16 protein-coding genes are annotated in these 16603 nt (G+C 39.4%); 4 read left to right on the forward strand and 12 right to left on the reverse strand.

What is annotated here, in order from left to right; all coding sequences use genetic code 11:
• Window positions 1-77: 77 nt before the first annotated feature.
• Together mazF and AC2JBO_RS22355 are read right to left on the reverse strand one after the other, a co-directional pair.
• Window positions 78-425, reverse strand: a complete 348-nt coding sequence (gene mazF / locus AC2JBO_RS22350) for an endoribonuclease MazF (RefSeq protein WP_496955854.1) — start codon at window positions 423-425, stop codon at window positions 78-80.
• A complete protein-coding gene (locus AC2JBO_RS22355) occupies window positions 419-661 on the reverse strand; it encodes an AbrB/MazE/SpoVT family DNA-binding domain-containing protein (RefSeq protein ID WP_496955855.1) in 243 nt (80 codons plus the stop codon). Before AC2JBO_RS22355 ends, mazF begins: the two co-directional genes overlap by 7 nt.
• Before the next feature lie 121 nt (window positions 662-782).
• Between AC2JBO_RS22355 and AC2JBO_RS22360 the strand changes: the two genes are divergently transcribed.
• Entirely contained in the window at window positions 783-1334 is a 552-nt protein-coding gene (locus AC2JBO_RS22360) for a GUN4 domain-containing protein (protein WP_496955856.1), read from the forward strand.
• A gap of 8 nt (window positions 1335-1342) precedes the next feature.
• Here AC2JBO_RS22360 and AC2JBO_RS22365 read toward each other — a convergent pair whose 3' ends face one another.
• From AC2JBO_RS22365 to AC2JBO_RS22375, 3 genes are all read right to left on the reverse strand, one after another.
• The gene (locus AC2JBO_RS22365; RefSeq protein WP_496955857.1) at window positions 1343-1561 is read right to left on the reverse strand and encodes a hypothetical protein; all 219 of its coding nucleotides are present in this window, start codon (window positions 1559-1561) and stop codon (window positions 1343-1345) included.
• A 371-nt stretch (window positions 1562-1932) separates the two neighbouring features.
• The gene (locus AC2JBO_RS22370; protein ID WP_496955858.1) at window positions 1933-4281 is read right to left on the reverse strand and encodes an alpha/beta hydrolase family protein; all 2349 of its coding nucleotides are present in this window, start codon (window positions 4279-4281) and stop codon (window positions 1933-1935) included.
• Window positions 4282-4454: 173 nt separating this feature from the next.
• Window positions 4455-5123: a hypothetical protein gene (locus AC2JBO_RS22375; protein ID WP_496955859.1), complete on the reverse strand. Its 669-nt coding sequence runs from the start codon at window positions 5121-5123 to the stop codon at window positions 4455-4457.
• Window positions 5124-5156: 33 nt separating this feature from the next.
• Here AC2JBO_RS22375 and AC2JBO_RS22380 point away from each other — a divergent pair, with 33 nt between their 5' ends.
• Both AC2JBO_RS22380 and uvrA read left to right on the forward strand, forming a co-directional pair.
• On the forward strand, window positions 5157-5441 hold the full coding sequence (locus AC2JBO_RS22380; protein WP_496955860.1) for a hypothetical protein: 285 nt from the start codon (window positions 5157-5159) through the stop codon (window positions 5439-5441).
• Window positions 5442-6077: 636 nt separating this feature from the next.
• Window positions 6078-8966, forward strand: coding sequence for an excinuclease ABC subunit UvrA (uvrA, locus tag AC2JBO_RS22385; protein WP_496955861.1), 2889 nt, complete (start codon window positions 6078-6080; stop codon window positions 8964-8966).
• Between the two features lie 94 nt (window positions 8967-9060).
• On the opposite strand, the gene AC2JBO_RS22390 is transcribed toward uvrA, so the two are convergent.
• From AC2JBO_RS22390 to AC2JBO_RS22400, 3 genes are all read right to left on the reverse strand, one after another.
• Window positions 9061-9654, reverse strand: coding sequence for a hypothetical protein (locus tag AC2JBO_RS22390; RefSeq protein WP_496955862.1), 594 nt, complete (start codon window positions 9652-9654; stop codon window positions 9061-9063).
• A gap of 93 nt (window positions 9655-9747) precedes the next feature.
• Window positions 9748-10599 carry a helix-turn-helix transcriptional regulator gene (locus tag AC2JBO_RS22395; RefSeq protein WP_496955863.1) on the reverse strand — a complete coding sequence of 284 codons (852 nt, stop codon included), beginning with the start codon at window positions 10597-10599 and terminating at the stop codon, window positions 9748-9750.
• A gap of 131 nt (window positions 10600-10730) precedes the next feature.
• Window positions 10731-10961 carry a hypothetical protein gene (locus tag AC2JBO_RS22400; RefSeq protein WP_496955864.1) on the reverse strand — a complete coding sequence of 77 codons (231 nt, stop codon included), beginning with the start codon at window positions 10959-10961 and terminating at the stop codon, window positions 10731-10733.
• A 211-nt stretch (window positions 10962-11172) separates the two neighbouring features.
• On the opposite strand from AC2JBO_RS22400, the gene AC2JBO_RS22405 reads away from it, so the two are divergent.
• Entirely contained in the window at window positions 11173-11859 is a 687-nt protein-coding gene (locus tag AC2JBO_RS22405; protein WP_496955865.1) for a tetratricopeptide repeat protein, read from the forward strand.
• Between the two features lie 182 nt (window positions 11860-12041).
• On the opposite strand, the gene AC2JBO_RS22410 is transcribed toward AC2JBO_RS22405, so the two are convergent.
• From AC2JBO_RS22410 to AC2JBO_RS22425, 4 genes are all read right to left on the reverse strand, one after another.
• A complete protein-coding gene (locus AC2JBO_RS22410) occupies window positions 12042-14642 on the reverse strand; it encodes an HD family phosphohydrolase (RefSeq protein WP_496955866.1) in 2601 nt (866 codons plus the stop codon).
• Between the two features lie 203 nt (window positions 14643-14845).
• Window positions 14846-15763: an ADP-ribosylglycohydrolase family protein gene (locus AC2JBO_RS22415; RefSeq protein WP_496955867.1), complete on the reverse strand. Its 918-nt coding sequence runs from the start codon at window positions 15761-15763 to the stop codon at window positions 14846-14848.
• 24 nt (window positions 15764-15787) lie between these two features.
• Window positions 15788-16237 carry a type II 3-dehydroquinate dehydratase gene (gene aroQ / locus AC2JBO_RS22420; protein WP_496955868.1) on the reverse strand — a complete coding sequence of 150 codons (450 nt, stop codon included), beginning with the start codon at window positions 16235-16237 and terminating at the stop codon, window positions 15788-15790.
• A 15-nt stretch (window positions 16238-16252) separates the two neighbouring features.
• A complete protein-coding gene (locus tag AC2JBO_RS22425) occupies window positions 16253-16390 on the reverse strand; it encodes a hypothetical protein (protein ID WP_496955869.1) in 138 nt (45 codons plus the stop codon).
• Window positions 16391-16603: the final 213 nt, after the last annotated feature.

Below are 16603 nucleotides of genomic sequence, written 5' to 3' on the forward strand. Positions count from 1 at the left end.
GGCTTCCAGCTAGTACGCAAGTGGTACACCTTGACAGGGCTAGGTGGGCACTGCCCACCTTACAGCTAATCTTAAATTTAATCAAACAGCAATGGCTCAATCCTTGCTTGCACTTCCTCAATTACATCTTTTGATACAGATTCAACAAACTTAATATCACGAGCTTTCCAGTCTACACATCTAATCTGGTCTGTCAAAATTACTCCTTTCGTCTTGATCTCAGGAGGCAAAATTACTTCAAACGTATATCCTTTTTGTTGCTTTGTAATCGGCATCAACAATGCTAAAGAACTTCTTTCATTATAAATCTGAGGTGAAATTACAAAAGCAGGTCTACGTCCCTTTTGCTCATGACCTTTTGTTGGATCAAAATCTATATAAATAATATCTCCCCTGCTAGGTATATAAGAAACTTGTGCTACCACACTTCTTCCCCCACTGAATCTCCAAAATCAATTAAATCATGTCTATTTTCCGGTGTAATTCCATTTACAAGTTCGGATAGCGAATATCGCTTGCGTTTTTTAGGTTTTATTACCAAACTGCCATCTACTACGCTAAAGTCTACTTCAGAGCCTTCGGTTATGTTAATTTCTTTAGCTAAATTTTGTGGAATGCGAATCGCAAGGCTATTTCCCCACTTTGCAATAATTTGAACCATATGACATGAATAAACTTACTTAAAACAACTTTTACAAATACTACCGTAACTCACGAGTAGAAACGATGTATATACATTATCGTAACCTTAGCGATTAGTCAATAAAGGAGTAAACATAATTATGGCTGAAGATTACATTCAATTACAGAATCGTATTGTCGAACTTGAGGCAAAAGTCGCGCGTCTGGAAACAACTTTATTACTTATGTCAGATGTATATAGATTTCAACGTTTACAAGAATTACTTGCTGCTGGTGATTTCCGTGAAGCTGACCAAGAGACAATTCGAGTTATGCTCAGTATTACTGGCGCCGACGGGTTAGAAGCTATTACACCAAATGATGTGCGTAGTTTCCCATGTAATCAATTGCAAGTAATTGATAAACTATGGACGACTTATAGTCAAGGTAAATTTGGTTTTAGTGTTCAGGCTGAACTTTACCAAGAAGTCGGTGGTAGTCTTGATACCACTATTGCACAGGACAACAGCGTAATTGAAAAGTTAGGTTTATTAAATGGATGGCGCCTTAATGATAAGTGGCAAAAATGCGACGAACTTGATTACACTCTAAATGCACCAAAAGGATGTCACCCATCACGCTGGTGGAATTCTCCCTTTGGCTCAAAAATGACTAATTATTTCTTTAATAGATTAATTACCTGCGAAATTTAAACTAAAAATTACTCCTCTTGTTGCATTTGGAGTTCACGCACACACTCTTGAGCAACTCCAACTGCAAACCCAATGCCGGCACCTATAAGTACATATCTATTATGCAAATTTTGGTAGTACTCGCTCTCGAATCTTAACTGATTAAAGTCGTTTTGACCAATACGGGCGCCTGCTAATCCAATCACAGAACCAGCTAATGCAGTCAAAATACCGGAAAACATAATCATTTTAAAATTCATAACAACCTCGAATTGTAGGTTAAATACATTCTGCTGACATTCTTATCCTCTCAAGCTTTCACGCAATAATTATGTATTGCAACATTTTTTAAAGTTTGCAGACTAGATTCTTCAATATAGTTAATAAATCTTCATAAAAAGCCAAACTATGATGTCACGACTATTTAAATTCAGTCTGATTAGCATAACAATTTTAATGATTCTAACATCAACTTTTGTAGATTGGCATTGGGGTGGTGTTACTATAGCTACTTTCCTATTAATCTACCTATCTAAAGGGATACGTAAACTGTAACTCTCTGCGTCTCTGTGGTGAAAAAGAGACGTTACATGTAACGTCTCTACAACATGTAACGTTATTACTTTAAATACTTATCACACCAATTCACCATTTCCCAAAGTACATGACCTACAGCTTCGCGCGAACGATAACCGTGGTCTTCTTCGGGTAAAACAACCCATCTCACAGTTGCACCTAGTCCTTTAAGAGCTTCGTAAAGTCGCTCGGTTTGCAGGGGGTATGTGCCTGGATTACTATCTTTTTCTCCGTGTATTAGTAATATTGGAGCTTTGACTTTGCTGACGTGAGTAAATGGTGACATATTATTATATGTGTCTACCGCTTCCCAGTAATTTCTTTGTTCACCTTGAAATCCAAATGGCGTAAGCGTTCGATTATAGGCGCCGCTTCGAGCAATTCCAGTTTTAAACAAATTAGTATGTGCTAGTAAATTTACTGTTGTAAATGCACCATAAGAGTGTCCCCCGATACCAATTTTGTTCGGGTCGGCAATACCACGTTTAACTACATAATCAACAGCAGCTTGGGCACCTGCAATTAATTGTTCAACATATGTATCATTGGGTTCGGTGTCACCTTCGCCTACAATTGGAATACTTGGACCAGAGAGAATTGCATAACCTTGGGTAAGTAAAAATAAAACCGAGTCACGTATTGGACGACTAAAAGTATTAGTGGCAGTTGTTACTTGCCCTGCAAATTCACGGTCTTTGAATTCTTCCGGATATACCCAAAATAATATTGGTAAGGCGCCATCACGGTTAACATCATAGTTAGGAGGTAAATAAAGCGTCGCCGAAAGTTTGACACCATCTGCACGCTCATACTGGACTAGTTCTTTTTGAAGAAGTGCAAGTTGCGGTGCTGGATCTTGATAGTTTGTTAGTAAAACAGGTTGAGCATTACCATTTTTTAAATAGTAATTGGGTGGTTCGGTTTGAGACTGGCGCCGAGTTATTAATGTTTTTGCTTGGGGGTCTAAAATTTCAACGACTGACTCAAAGTAAGGGTCTTGGGACTCCCACAAACGCTGTGTTTGCTTAGTTTCCAAATTAAATATATCAAGAAATGGATACACTCCCTTTGGAGAGGCGCCTCGACCACTTAAGTAAATACTACTACCATCTGGAGTAAATCGAATCACATCCCGACCATATTGTCCAGGCACAGAAAGTGGAACACCTGGGTCATTATATTTATCCTCAAAGCTTCGATCAAAAAGCAATTGTGGTCTAGAGAGTGAAGATTCAATATGTTCTGGGTTGATACGCCAAACACGCTGTTTACGATTATCAAACCATTTTTCCCAAACTAAAGCTACATCTTCACGCCCCCAAGCTACATGTTGAAATCGAAACTCTGACTGCCAAAGTTGCCGTGGTTCGTCAGTAAAAGGTGCATCAAGTTCAAATAACGCATCACGATGAGTTACATCACGACTTGGATCACCTTCATCCAATGCCTCAACCCAGTGTAGTGTAGCTGCACGGTCAGGGCGCCAAAGTACTCGTCGTTTTCCAGGTCGGACTGCATCAAATTTAATTGAAAGATTATCTGCAAGGGGCAAATAAGCTAGTTGATGAATATGATTACCACTTGCATCGAGTACGTCAATACGTTTGGGGAAATATGACGCAGGCAGTTGATATGAGAAAGGTTTGTGTAGAGTTGTTAATAAGATAAAATTACCATCTGGTGAAGGTCGAGCTTCATCGATTAGACAAGCAGAAACTATAGACGTACTTTCACCGGAAAGAGTCACTTTATTTAAACTTGAAGATATGTAATATTCAAATAAAGATTCATCGTAAGGACTTTGAAGTAAATTGGTATATGTACGGCTAGGAGTTTTCCTACCTAGATTCTCCTCAATGATTGGTCCAGTTGGAATGGTTGATTTTACAGGTGGTTCACCGCGTTCAACACAAATAAATTTACAAATTAATGTATCATTCGATAACCAACGGTGTGGCACCCCGTATGCTGCATTTAAAATTGGGTCTGTCAAACGCTTTGCATTGCCACTTGCTAGTTCAACAACCCACAACTCTAAACCATTATCTTGAGTAATTGTAAATGCTAACTTTTCACCATCCGGCGCCCACTTCAGAAAACTTATTTTTGCATTTTCTGGTAGTGCAATATGATTAAAAGTTTCCGAGCAAACAGCCTTGATTTTAAGACTATGGTATTGATTATAACGGAGTAGTGCGTTAGTACGGGGATTCAAGAGAAAACCAGCCAGTGGAATTTGCGGTTCAGCCATTTCTGCAATTGAACAAAGCAATGGCTGTTCTAATTCAACTAACCATTTTTGGTTAGGAGAAAGTAAAATTGTTGTCGGTGCAGGTGCATCTAAAATTTGATTAATCGGTGGAGGTGGTGATTGCCAACTTGGTTGTGTCATAAAAAGTTAGAGGGTAAAAGGACAAAGAGAAATGGGAAATGTTCAAGGGAGAATGTCCGGATCAAGAATGGAGAGTAAGAGAGATGAGAAAACAGCAACTGTGCTTTTTTGTTCATAGTGTCTTTTTTACTCTTTACCCTTTATCCTTTACACTCTACCCTTGACGCGACTTCTTATTTCCCTTTCGGTGGTTTACTTGTGACACCTTTTTCGTAAGTTAAGGTATATACTCCTTGCGTATGCAATACCCTATACCATAATCTTGCTTGGGTGCCTGTTGAGAGCATTTTACTGACTGTCGCTTTTGCGATTTTAAATTGCTCTTCATCTAAACCATCACCGTATAAATCACGGACGATTGCATCGACGTGAAAATGCGTTGTAGGATTATGCCGCATCAATATCAGAATTGCATTCTGAACTGAGTAATCTTGATATTGTGACAATAGTGGTATTGTACTAGCTTTTCGCGATATATGAAGCTTAGGTATATCCGAAATATCTGGCTTCACTTTAGCCGCAGCTAGATTACTTGCCGCTGTAGGGCTAGCGCCTTGGGTAGTTTGAGGAGTTGTTTCGATCAGAGGTGAGGCCGCTGCCTCATAATGGCGATTGAGATGACTCAGACTATCCTGAAGGTATGCTTGAGTAGAAGATAAACTAGATAACCGACCTAAAGGATGATACATCTGGTCTTCTTGGGCGTAACCTGATATTAGACCTTCTATAGAATGAATCTGATGTCGGATAAAAGACAATCGACGTTCTAAATCAAGTGCCTCTAGTACATAGCGGTCGCGTTCTGCCGACAGCAAACTAAGAATCTCAGGTGAATCAGTCATAGTAGTTACCAAATTTCAAAGGAAAAAAACAAAGTGGAAACCAAGGAAATTTTTGTTAAGGCTCATATTCGTATCATTCGCCAAAAACTTTACCGTTTTGTTTGCAAAGAATGCAACTCAGTGTCAGAGCGAATTTGTTTTCCCTCACAGCCACTGTATTGCGAAATATGCCGCCCGCCAAAACAAAAAGTTGAAAAAGCTTCAGCTGATGCGGTTGTAAAAGCTAAAACCACCAAGCGAAAGCCCCCAGCTAAACAGCCACGTCCCGGAGTAGCTAAGACAGCTACAAGAGGAAAAAAAGCGTCTTCTGCCAAATGATATTAAATTTTCACCAGTCATGACAAATTCTTCTCAATCAGCAATTGCTTAATGTATTGCAGTTTGCAGTCCTACAAGCGAATGGAAACGCTGCGTTTCCTGCGCCTTGCACGATTAGAAAAAGACGCGCGATTGGTGCTTAATAAGGCGTTGCACGAGCTTATTAACCAGCAGTGGAATGGGACAGATGGGGGAGGGAAAGCAGGCTAGCTGACGTAGATGAACAAGAGTACAATTCCATTTTCCTCCAAATTCTCCACTCTAATTATCTCTAAGACTTCCATTACTCCCAGCACCCCCAGCCTTTTCACGTAGCATCAATTTGATCAAAGTTGACTTCTTAGTTGACTCTTCTGTATTTTGAGCCAAAACCAGAAGCTGAGTTTATACATCAAACCTAGCTTCTGCACTTTCAATCAAAATCACATAATAAACTTACAGTCAGGGAAGAATCTTGTTTGTTAGGCAGACAGGTATGGTAAAACTCACAAATTAAATCAACTATTTACAAGCTAGTACTCTAAGATGGAGGGAGTATTTATAACGATTATCTATTTTGATTGTGGTGCGATAGTGATAAGAGTGATATTATAAAGGACTGTTTTGCCTCTCTCATACAATGAACGCCTGTTTAATATGTCTGATACTCAGATTGCAGCATCCGCAAACGGGAACCATATGCTGTCGCAGTTGAATAGTCAAAATACTATTCGCATTAGGGGTGCAAGGCAGCATAATCTGAAAGATGTTGACTTGTCCATTCCTAGAGATAAACTTATTGTTTTTACTGGGGTATCCGGTTCAGGAAAGTCATCGCTAGCGTTTGATACAATTTTTGCTGAAGGACAACGCCGCTACGTTGAGTCTCTGAGCGCTTATGCACGTCAGTTTTTGGGACAGCTAAACAAACCCGATGTCGAAGCTATTGAGGGCTTAAGTCCAGCTATATCTATCGACCAAAAGTCAACGTCTCATAACCCACGTTCGACAGTCGGTACTGTAACCGAGATTTATGATTACATGCGGTTGTTGTTTGGACGTGCGGGACAGCCCCATTGTCCAATATGTGATCGAAATATCGCACCGCAAACTATCGATGAAATGGTCGATAGAATCATGGAGCTACCCGAACGCACCAAATTCCAAATTCTGGCGCCTGTTGTTCGCGGTAAAAGAGGTACTCACAAGAAGTTATTATCTAGTTTGGCATCTCAAGGATTTGTTCGCGTTCGCATTAATGGTGAGGTACGTGAACTCTCTGATTCAATAGATTTAGATAAGAATTTTACACACACTATAGAAGTTGTTATCGACCGTCTAATTAAGAAAGATGGACTTCAAGAGCGTTTGGTTGATTCGCTTTCTACATGTCTTAAGTTATCGGAAGGAATTGCGGTAGTAGTTTATACTCCTGTTCGAGGGGGGGCAGAAGAAGGGGAGGGAGATGAGGAGATAGTTTTTTCTGAAAACTTTGCTTGTCCTGAGCATGGTGCAGTGATGGAAGAACTATCACCACGTTTGTTTTCGTTTAACTCACCTTATGGCGCCTGTTCAAATTGTCATGGAATCGGGACATTAAGAAGATTTTCGCCGGAATTAGTGATTCCAGACCCAGAGGCGCCTTTATATGCAGCGATAGCACCTTGGTCAGAAAAAGATAACTCTTATTATTTAGAATTACTATATAGCTTAGGTCAATCACACAATTTTGAGTTGCAAACTCAGTGGTGCAAACTAGAAGAAGAACAGCGTGATATTTTATTAAACGGAGAAAAAATCGAAAAAGGAGATAAAAAGTCTCATTTTCGAGGAATTTTACCGATTCTACAGCGTCAGTACGAAGGTGGTTCTGAACTAGTTAAGCAAAAACTCGACCAGTATTTAATAGACCAACCATGTCCTGTTTGCAACGGAAAACGTTTAAAAGCTGAAGCTTTAGCTGTGCGTTTAGGGCAACATAAAATTTTAGATTTGACAGGTGTGTCGATACGCGACTCGATGCAACGTATCGACGAGTTAAAGTTAAATCAACGTCAAGTCCAAATTGCTGACTTGGTACTGCGTGAAATCAAAGCACGTTTACAATTTCTTTTAGATGTTGGCTTAGATTATCTTAGCCTTGACCGTCCAGCAATGACTCTTTCTGGTGGAGAAGCACAACGAATTCGATTAGCGACCCAAATCGGTTCGGGATTGACGGGTGTATTATATGTATTGGATGAACCTAGTATTGGTTTACATCAACGCGATAACGGGCGCCTGTTACGAACATTGACACGACTTCGCGATTTAGGGAATACATTAATAGTTGTTGAACACGACGAAGAAACAATTCGTGCAGCTGATTATGTTGTTGACATCGGTCCAGGTGCAGGTTTGCATGGTGGAAACATTGTAGCTCAAGGTGGATTACAAGAACTGTTAGATGCTCCTGATTCACTAACAGGTGCATATTTATCAGGACGGAAAGTCATTCAAACCCCTGGAACGCGGCGTGAAGGTAACGGTTTGAATTTAATTATTAAAAATGCCCATCGTAATAATTTAAGAAATATTAACGTTGACATTCCTCTTGGTAAACTTGTATCAGTTACAGGTGTTTCAGGTTCCGGTAAATCAACGTTGATTAACGAGCTACTTTATCCAGCACTGCAACACCATATAACTAAAAGAGTGCCATTCCCGGCAAATGTCGAGGGTATTCAAGGATTAACAGCAATTGATAAAGCCATAGTAATAGATCAATCACCAATTGGTCGTACACCACGCTCAAACCCTGCTACTTACACAGGTGTTTTTGATATAATTCGTGACGTATTTACTCAAACCGTCGAAGCAAAAGCGCGCGGATACAAAGCAGGACAATTTTCCTTCAATGTTAAAGGGGGACGCTGCGAAGCTTGTAGTGGACAAGGAGTAAATGTTATTGAGATGAACTTTTTACCCGATGTTTATGTTCAATGCGAAGTTTGTAAAGGCGCCAGATATAATCGTGAAACGCTACAGGTAAAATATAAAAATCAATCGATCTCCGATGTCTTGAACATGACAGTTGAGGAGAGCTTAGATTTTTTCCAAAACATACCGAAAGCAGTTGGCAAGTTACAAACATTAGTTGATGTTGGCTTAGGTTATATTCGTCTTGGACAACCTGCGACAACATTATCTGGAGGAGAAGCACAACGAGTCAAATTAGCAACAGAGCTATCTCGACGTGCGACAGGGAAAACACTTTATTTAATTGATGAACCAACAACAGGTTTATCATTCTACGACGTGCATAAATTATTAGATGTACTACAAAGACTAGTAGATAAAGGGAACTCCGTTTTACTAATTGAACATAACTTAGATGTAATTCGTTGTTCTGACTGGGTAATAGACTTAGGTCCCGAAGGAGGAGATAAGGGAGGGGAAATAATAGCAGTAGGAACACCAGAAGATGTAGCGAACAACGAAAAGTCATACACTGGGTATTATTTAAAGCAAGCATTAGAGCATTATCCGCCGATGCTTAAAACATAGGTTCGCAACGGATACAACGGATGTAACGGATGGTTGATTTTGTAGGGTGTGTGACGCTACCAAAATTTGAAAACGAAGCGCAGTGCTGGTAGCGTCACGCACCAACTATTGTTTGTAACTTCCGCGCGGCAACGACACGCAATATCATTGCTACCATTAACAAAATCAATAACGGTAAAGCAATAAATTGTGACTTAGTTAGTTTGAGAATGTATTCAGCTAATAAACCCAACCAGAGAAAATGTATCCCTGTATTATGCAATATCTGCCAATTACGTTTACCCAAATACGCAGCTGGTTTTTCAAACGATGTTATAGTCATAGCAATAAGCAGTATATAGCCAACTGTTCCTAAAGGGTCAAAACTTGGAGCGGCGCCAGATGTCACATACCACAAACCAAACAGCGCAAAAGCGTGATATGTATGAGACACAGCCATTGATAAGCCCAAATAACGACGATTTTTGATTAACCAAGCTGACAAAGAACTTGACCAAAGTTTACGAAGCGAAGATGCAACAAAAGCACTCAAGAATAATATTAAAGAAGTTCGACCAGTCGTGCGAATCATAATTCGCATAGCTGACTCATCATAACCATGCAACAGCATAATCATAATAAACATTACACCAACAAACAATGTTGTAAACCCAACGAGGCGCCATTTTTGTAAATATGTACCTATCATCGTCAAAATTCCTATACATACCTTGATATGTAGTAAGTGTAAAAAATGTCTACTACTGCTGTCTTACCTATTCTTCTGAAAAATGTTCTATGCTTATGAATCTTTGTAGACTTTAGGTGTAAGCTTAGTATATTGCTTAAAAACCCTTGTAAAGTGGCTTTGATTCTGAAAACCTACTAGTTGGCTAACTTCGACCAACGTTAATTGACTGTGTTTAAGTAGTTGCTTCGCTTTTTCAATGCGACATTGCATTACATACTGGTGAGGAGTAATTCCTGTAGACTGTTTAAACAAACTCGCGAAATAAGTTGGACTAATGCAAGCTGCTGCTGCTAGTTCTGCGAGCGTTAAATTATTTTCTAAATGCGTATTTATATACTCAACTACTTGTCGAAGCTTATATTTAGGTAATCCACCTGTATCCTGTTTAATAACACATCGCTGCGAACAATATCTTCTCAGTAAATGCGCTGACAAAGCAGTAGCCATAGATTCAGCATAAAGTTTAGCACTGGCGCCACCTACTTGAACTTCCGATACAATTGCAAGTCCCATTTGTTCAATTAAAGGGTCACGTATATGTAATTGTCGAGTCAATTCAATATTATCAGTCAAACCAAATTCAATTGCCGCGCGCGTAAGTACTTGAGGATTTAAAAATAACTCAACCAATTGAACTTCCCTATCAACATAAGTCTGGGGAAACATTTCTGTTGATGGAATAATAACCATGTCACCTTTTGTATACTCTCGATGTTGCCATTTACCATCTATCATATAACTAGCACAAAAACTTCCAAGAGCAATACAAATAAAGTGCGCTCCAAAGTCAACTGCCTCCGTTTCGTTTTCTGGCTCTAGCTCGTAAATAAGGTTTAGATTTTCCCATCCTAATTCAAAGCTAGAGATTAGGTGCAAATGTTCGGGTGGTTCGCTGGTAGACACGTTAATTATCTCCTCTGAACTTTTGTCATGCTGAGGTGCGTAAACGCAGTTTTCCCGCAGGGTAGCATCTTAAAGATTTTGACGCTTGTTAAAAAGTAAAGTTATAACCCGTTTTGAGTATAACAAAGACTTTAGAAACTAGATAGCCAGTCCTTTTCTTTCCAATGTTTTGTGTCTGTATAATATCTTTGTATGTGTCTAACATTTGTAGTAGCTATTATTGTTTTACCTTCCTTTTGAGCTTTAATTATTTCTGTTGCTGCCAATATTAAATCTCCATCAAGTGCTTCATCATCTACTATCTGTTGACCAGTATTTATTGCCCAAGCCCATAATTCAGTGGCTTGACCTATTATATTCATCAATTAAAAAGTTTTGGTCTACCTTGACTTTGTCTGGTTTCGTTCAATGCTTTAATTAATGTTTCTGACGTTTGCTCAATTTCTTCATCATAAAGTTTATCTTGCTAGCCGATGTCAAGGACAAGGTTTTTAACTTGGATAAGCAATACACTGGTGATGCAATACTGCTCGGTTAAGGATATAACGTAGCCTGAACCCCCTAACTTTAGTTATGGGGAGAGTTCAAATCAACCCTCAAAACGCTCAAGCTTATGCAGAGCGGGGTCTCGTTCGTGCGATGATTGGTCAAAACGAAGCTGCTATTGCAGATTACAGTCACGCTATTCAACTTAATCCTCAGTATTTTAGAGCTTACTATGGACGTGGCACCGCTCGTTCATATACAGGTGATAGTCAAGGAGCAATCGAAGATTTCACTCATTTAGTTAATGTCCAACCAAATGCTTTTAATTACTACAATTTGGCTTTTCAGCAATATTTGCAAGGAAATAAAGCAAAGTCTGCAATAAATTTAACTAGGGTTATCGATTCTTTATACACAAATCAAATTTCGTCGATTAGATTAGATTTGCCAGATGCAATATTCTTAAATTATAAAATTAATCCGTTGCCTGCTTATTATATTCGTAGTAATACATTTTATGAACTTGGTGATGAAGAAGCAGCGAGTCAAGATTATCAAGAAGCAATTAAAATTGAAGCAGAAGGTGTATCTTTACTTTGGGATTCGGATGAACACGGTTTTTGGGGAAGAGGTTTAGCAAAATATCATCAAGGTAATCAAGAAGGCGCCATTAAAGATTTACAAAAAGCTGCGGAAATTTCATTAAAACACAATAATACAGCTTTCAATCAAATAATATTAGATTCGATTGCAGAAATTACTCCCCAACCATAACTCTTGTGGAACGCGCATCGCAAGCCCCGTCTCTGTAATTTATCATAAGTAAGGCTATTAGTGGTCTGTGTCATTAATTCTGGTCGGCTCACGGCGTCTCGACTGACCGGACGCACAGGCGGGACGCCTATGCTACAACTCCCCAAAATTAATGACATGAACCACTACCCTACAAAGATATATTAACTGCAAGGTTTTAACTTTGGATAAGCAATACGTTTGTGATGGAACTGTTGCCACACTTCAACGAAAATTTCGGCAATTCGTGTCATTTCCCCGCGTGTTAGTCCAGAGTTAATAAGTTGATCATCTTGCCACCGCGCACGTAATATATTGTTAACTACAGCAAGTGCTTGTTCATATGTCGCATCTTTAAGACTTCGCAGTGCAGCTTCACAAGAGTCAGCTAGCATCACAATAGCAGTTTCGCGCGATTGAGGGATTGGACCGGAGTAGCGAAAATCAGCTTCGTTAACTTCGACATGAGGATTATTCTTAGCAATTTGCTGCGCTTGATGGTAGAAATAAGCAATTTGCATTGTTCCTTGATGTTCAGGTATAAAAGCTTGGATTGCCGTTGGTAGACGGTGTTTGCGTGCTATGACTAAACCTTCACTAACATGCTTCTTAATTATCGCAGCACTTAACCAAGGGTCATTAATTTCGGTATCGTGTTTGTTTGGACCACCCATTTGATTTTCAATAAATGCTTTTGGGTCATGCATTTTACCAATATCATGGTATAATGTTCCCGCCCTGACTAGCTCAACGTTACAGCCAAGTTGACACGCAGCAGCTTCAGCTAAACTCGAAACGAATAAAGTATGTTGGAAAGTACCTGGAGTTTTAGCGGCTAAACTCTTGAGCAAAGGACGGTTAGGATTTGCAAGTTCTGCCAGCCGAATTGGTGTAACTACATCAAATAGTTGCTCAAGATAAGCGCTTACTCCTAATGCGACAATACTCCAACATAATCCAGAACAAGCGAAAAATAATGATTGTTTAAATATTGAGTACCAGTTGCCGTTTAACGCACCTTCAAATAAAATCTTCAAAACTAAAAATATACTACCTTGCGTCACAGCTATTCCGATTCCTAGCAACGCTAACTCTTCGCGCGAGCGTCGTTTATGTGCCATGCAGCTTCCCAACAATGCTCCTATTGCTCCAGCAAATAGTGCTATTTTACTAGTTTCAAAGTTGAATGGTAGTAATACCAGCAATAATCCAATGACAGTAACACTGATTCTAGTTCCATAAAAGCTGCCCAATAATAATGAAACTGCACTCCAAGTTGTATATGGTGTCCCCATACTTAGCACTAAGGGGGTACTTAAAGTCAAGAGCAAAATCAGAATACGGTCACGCACACGCTTGAGGTATTTTACCCGTTTGTCAACGCTTACATAAATTAAAAGGGCGCCAGTAATTGCAGTTGCCAGTAATATTAAAGCTAACCAGTTGACTTCACGTTCAATCAAACCGTAGTTTTCAAGAACCAAAAAATGCCAGTCGGTAATTTTTTCGCCCTTCAGAACAATAGTAAAGCCTTTCTTAATTTCTACCGTCACAGGTTTAACTTCAGCAGTCGCAAGTTGAGCATTCACTCGCGTTTGTGCTTCGTCGATTTTAAGATTGCTTTGTAGTACTCCTAAGAGTACTTTTGTTACAAGTGCTTGAGCTTCTTTCGGTACAGACGATGATTCGACGTTTAGTTTTACAGCATCCTGTAGTATATTTGGTGGTAAACCCGAAGGAATACCCTGAGCCAAAATACGTTTAGTAATTTGTTCAATTAAATTTTGAGTTTTCTTCCAGTCATCATCAGCTAAATCTAGTAACTTATCATTATATATTTGTGAATATATTTCCGGACTTGATTGGTTAAGAATCTCTGAAATTTTGGCTTTGGCTTGATTGTATCTTTGACGTGCTTCTACAACCTGCTGTGTTAATGCTGAAATATTTTGTTCGGATGCCGTTAAACGGTAAGTTTGAACTTCTGCTAGCGCTAAAGTAAAAGCACTATTTGGATTTATACTATTTGATGTACTTGAGAGACTTGAGTAATAATTTTTAACTACAGAATTTTCTAGATTATCGACACATGAAGGCTTACAGCTTCGCTGCTCCAAGTTTTGATTCGCACGGTAGCGTTGTTCAAATGCTTGCAAGGACTGCGACTGAGGCAATTTTTGGTTGGCTATAGCAAATCTAAATAGTTCCCAATCGTTGTCCAGTGCAGAACGAAGGTAGCGCTGAGTCGGGATGGATAAAACAACTGTATCAAAATACGGGAAACTCGCAACGCCACGAATCTCGTTTGCCTGCGTTAGAAGCATTTTCAGTTTTTGCTCAACGCTTTGATTTACGTTTGTATCAATCATCAAAACTGGCGCCAAACCAGAGGCAACTAGATTACGCTTGATCTCAGTTGCGTGCTTATTCACTATGACCTTTGTATACGGCGCCTGCACAGTTAATTGAGCAATACTGTTTACTTTTAGCAATGGTTGACTGTACCAACTGTGTCCAATTACAGCAGTAAGTGCAAATAGCGCAGTCACAATTAGGACTGGTGTACGCCTAAATATTTCTCTCAGCCTGAATGTATAAATTTGGGATTTTTCATTTGCTAACTTTGCCAAAGCACAGAAATAGGGTTGATCTTCGTATAGCTTTTCCAATGCATTAAACGAGCAATAGCGACGTAGTTTTCTATACCATCGCCGACAGCAAGTCAATCGCTGCGTCAAGGACTGCAAAAAGGGCGCTTGTCTCATCAACTATGACCGCAATTGCTACTCAAGGGTTAAAAACAACGTAATCTTACCTTGAACTTACTTTGACTAAATGTAGCATAAATGCTAAGTATCGTCGAATGATTAAGTTCGCGTTAAGACGCTATCTAAAATATTACTGATAAATGTGAATTTTCGCGCCTATTCTAGGATACTCTGTTTACTTATATTTACTTATGTTCGTTTTATTGCTTTAAGTTCGGCAATCGGATGATGCTCGGTGCAGCAAAAACACACAAGTTTGGGTTGTCTTTGAGTAACGGTAAGTAATTATATGGGTCTATTTCTTGGCACTCAGGTTGATATACTCCTGACCATGTAGCCAAAAGTTCATCTGTCAATCTTAGGGTCTGCAAGAACTCATTTTCCGCCGTTTTGCTGATTTTAGAGTGTAAATATTTGATTTGCCAACTGATTGGTATTCCGTTCGCACTATTGTAAGCTCCTGATAAGGCGCCTGTCATGGAACCCAGAATATAGTAATCGTGATTATTAGCATCGAATGCGTTGCTGAGACTAAGTGTAACTGACAGACGGAAATCTTCAAGACTTTTAAGAAAAGTATAAAATGCAGTTGCGACAAGATTACTGATGGTCTTTACTTTATATAATTCTGAACATGATTGTTTTAGACTTAGTTGTTGAGTCAGCAAATTGTTGACGCTTTGAAGTTGCTGGGGTACGTTCGTCGGTGTTTCCCCAATAAACCTTATAACTTCCGATAGAAGCTCGGAAGGGCAAAGTTTTTCATTTAATGATTGAGCAATCGTATAACCTATAGCGAGGATGCTATCCCTAATTATTAAGTTATCACTATAGGTGCCTGCGACTTGAAGTAGGTTATGACGGAGTTTTAATAAATTATCGTGAAAAAATAATGCTACAGGCAAAGCAGAAAATAATGTATCCAGAAAAGCTTGTTGATGACTACAAACATTTAAGTCAACAGCATTAAACTTCCCATGCAAAATTATACTTTTACTACTCAAAGCAGCGTGCTTACAAGCTTGTACTATATCGAATGATGCACTTTCCTGTACGAATAAACCTAGCGTAGCACCAGCAATAGTACCTCGATAACGACTTTGAAGCGTATAGCGCATACAGGTAAACACGCTCTGGAGTGTTTATGAAGTCAAGTGAGAGACCAATGCTTGTAAGCCCAGTATATAACTCTGGGCGCCAAAACCACTAATTTGCCCAACTGCTACGGGAGCAATATACGAGTGATGTCGAAATTCCTCTCGACGATAGACATTACTAAGGTGAACTTCAACAGTAGGAATATTTACACCAGCGATAGCGTCACGTAGGGCAACACTAGTATGAGTATATGCCCCAGGATTTATTAAGATACCTTGGTGGTGTCCCCAAGCTGAATGGATTTTATCGACCAAAACACCTTCGTGATTTGACTGAGCAAACTCAATATTAACTGCGAGTTGCAACGCTTGCTGTTCCAACAAGCGATTAATATCAGCTAAATTGAGTGAACCATAAATTCCTGGTTCACGCTGTCCCAGCAAGTTGAGGTTTGGTCCATGTAGTACCAGAATGCTTAAAGTCCGCTGTGTCACGTAATAAATCTGGTTTTAACGGCGACGTGAGCGGTCGTTGACTGGAATCGGAATAAGTTCCGGTTCCGGTTCAGCCTCCGGTCCTAAAAGGGCTTCAATCAACTTACGCCCTAACTCTTTAAGCTTTTCCAGTACCTTCTCTATATAGTCCATTGAACTGACCGCTCCTGAGATAATACCTTAATTTTAATGAACAGGTAAATAATTGTGTTTGGGGTACACCTTATAATATCTAACGGGTATCAATATTGTTACGTTACAGTTACACATATTTCCCGCACTGCGGAATCAACCGCGTCTCTATAAAAATAACGGTGTGACTTTCCCTACTATAAGAGTATCACATTAACCCTCCAGAGAACCGCC

The organism is Calothrix sp. CBUCES-K 9914, from assembly GCF_059640475.1.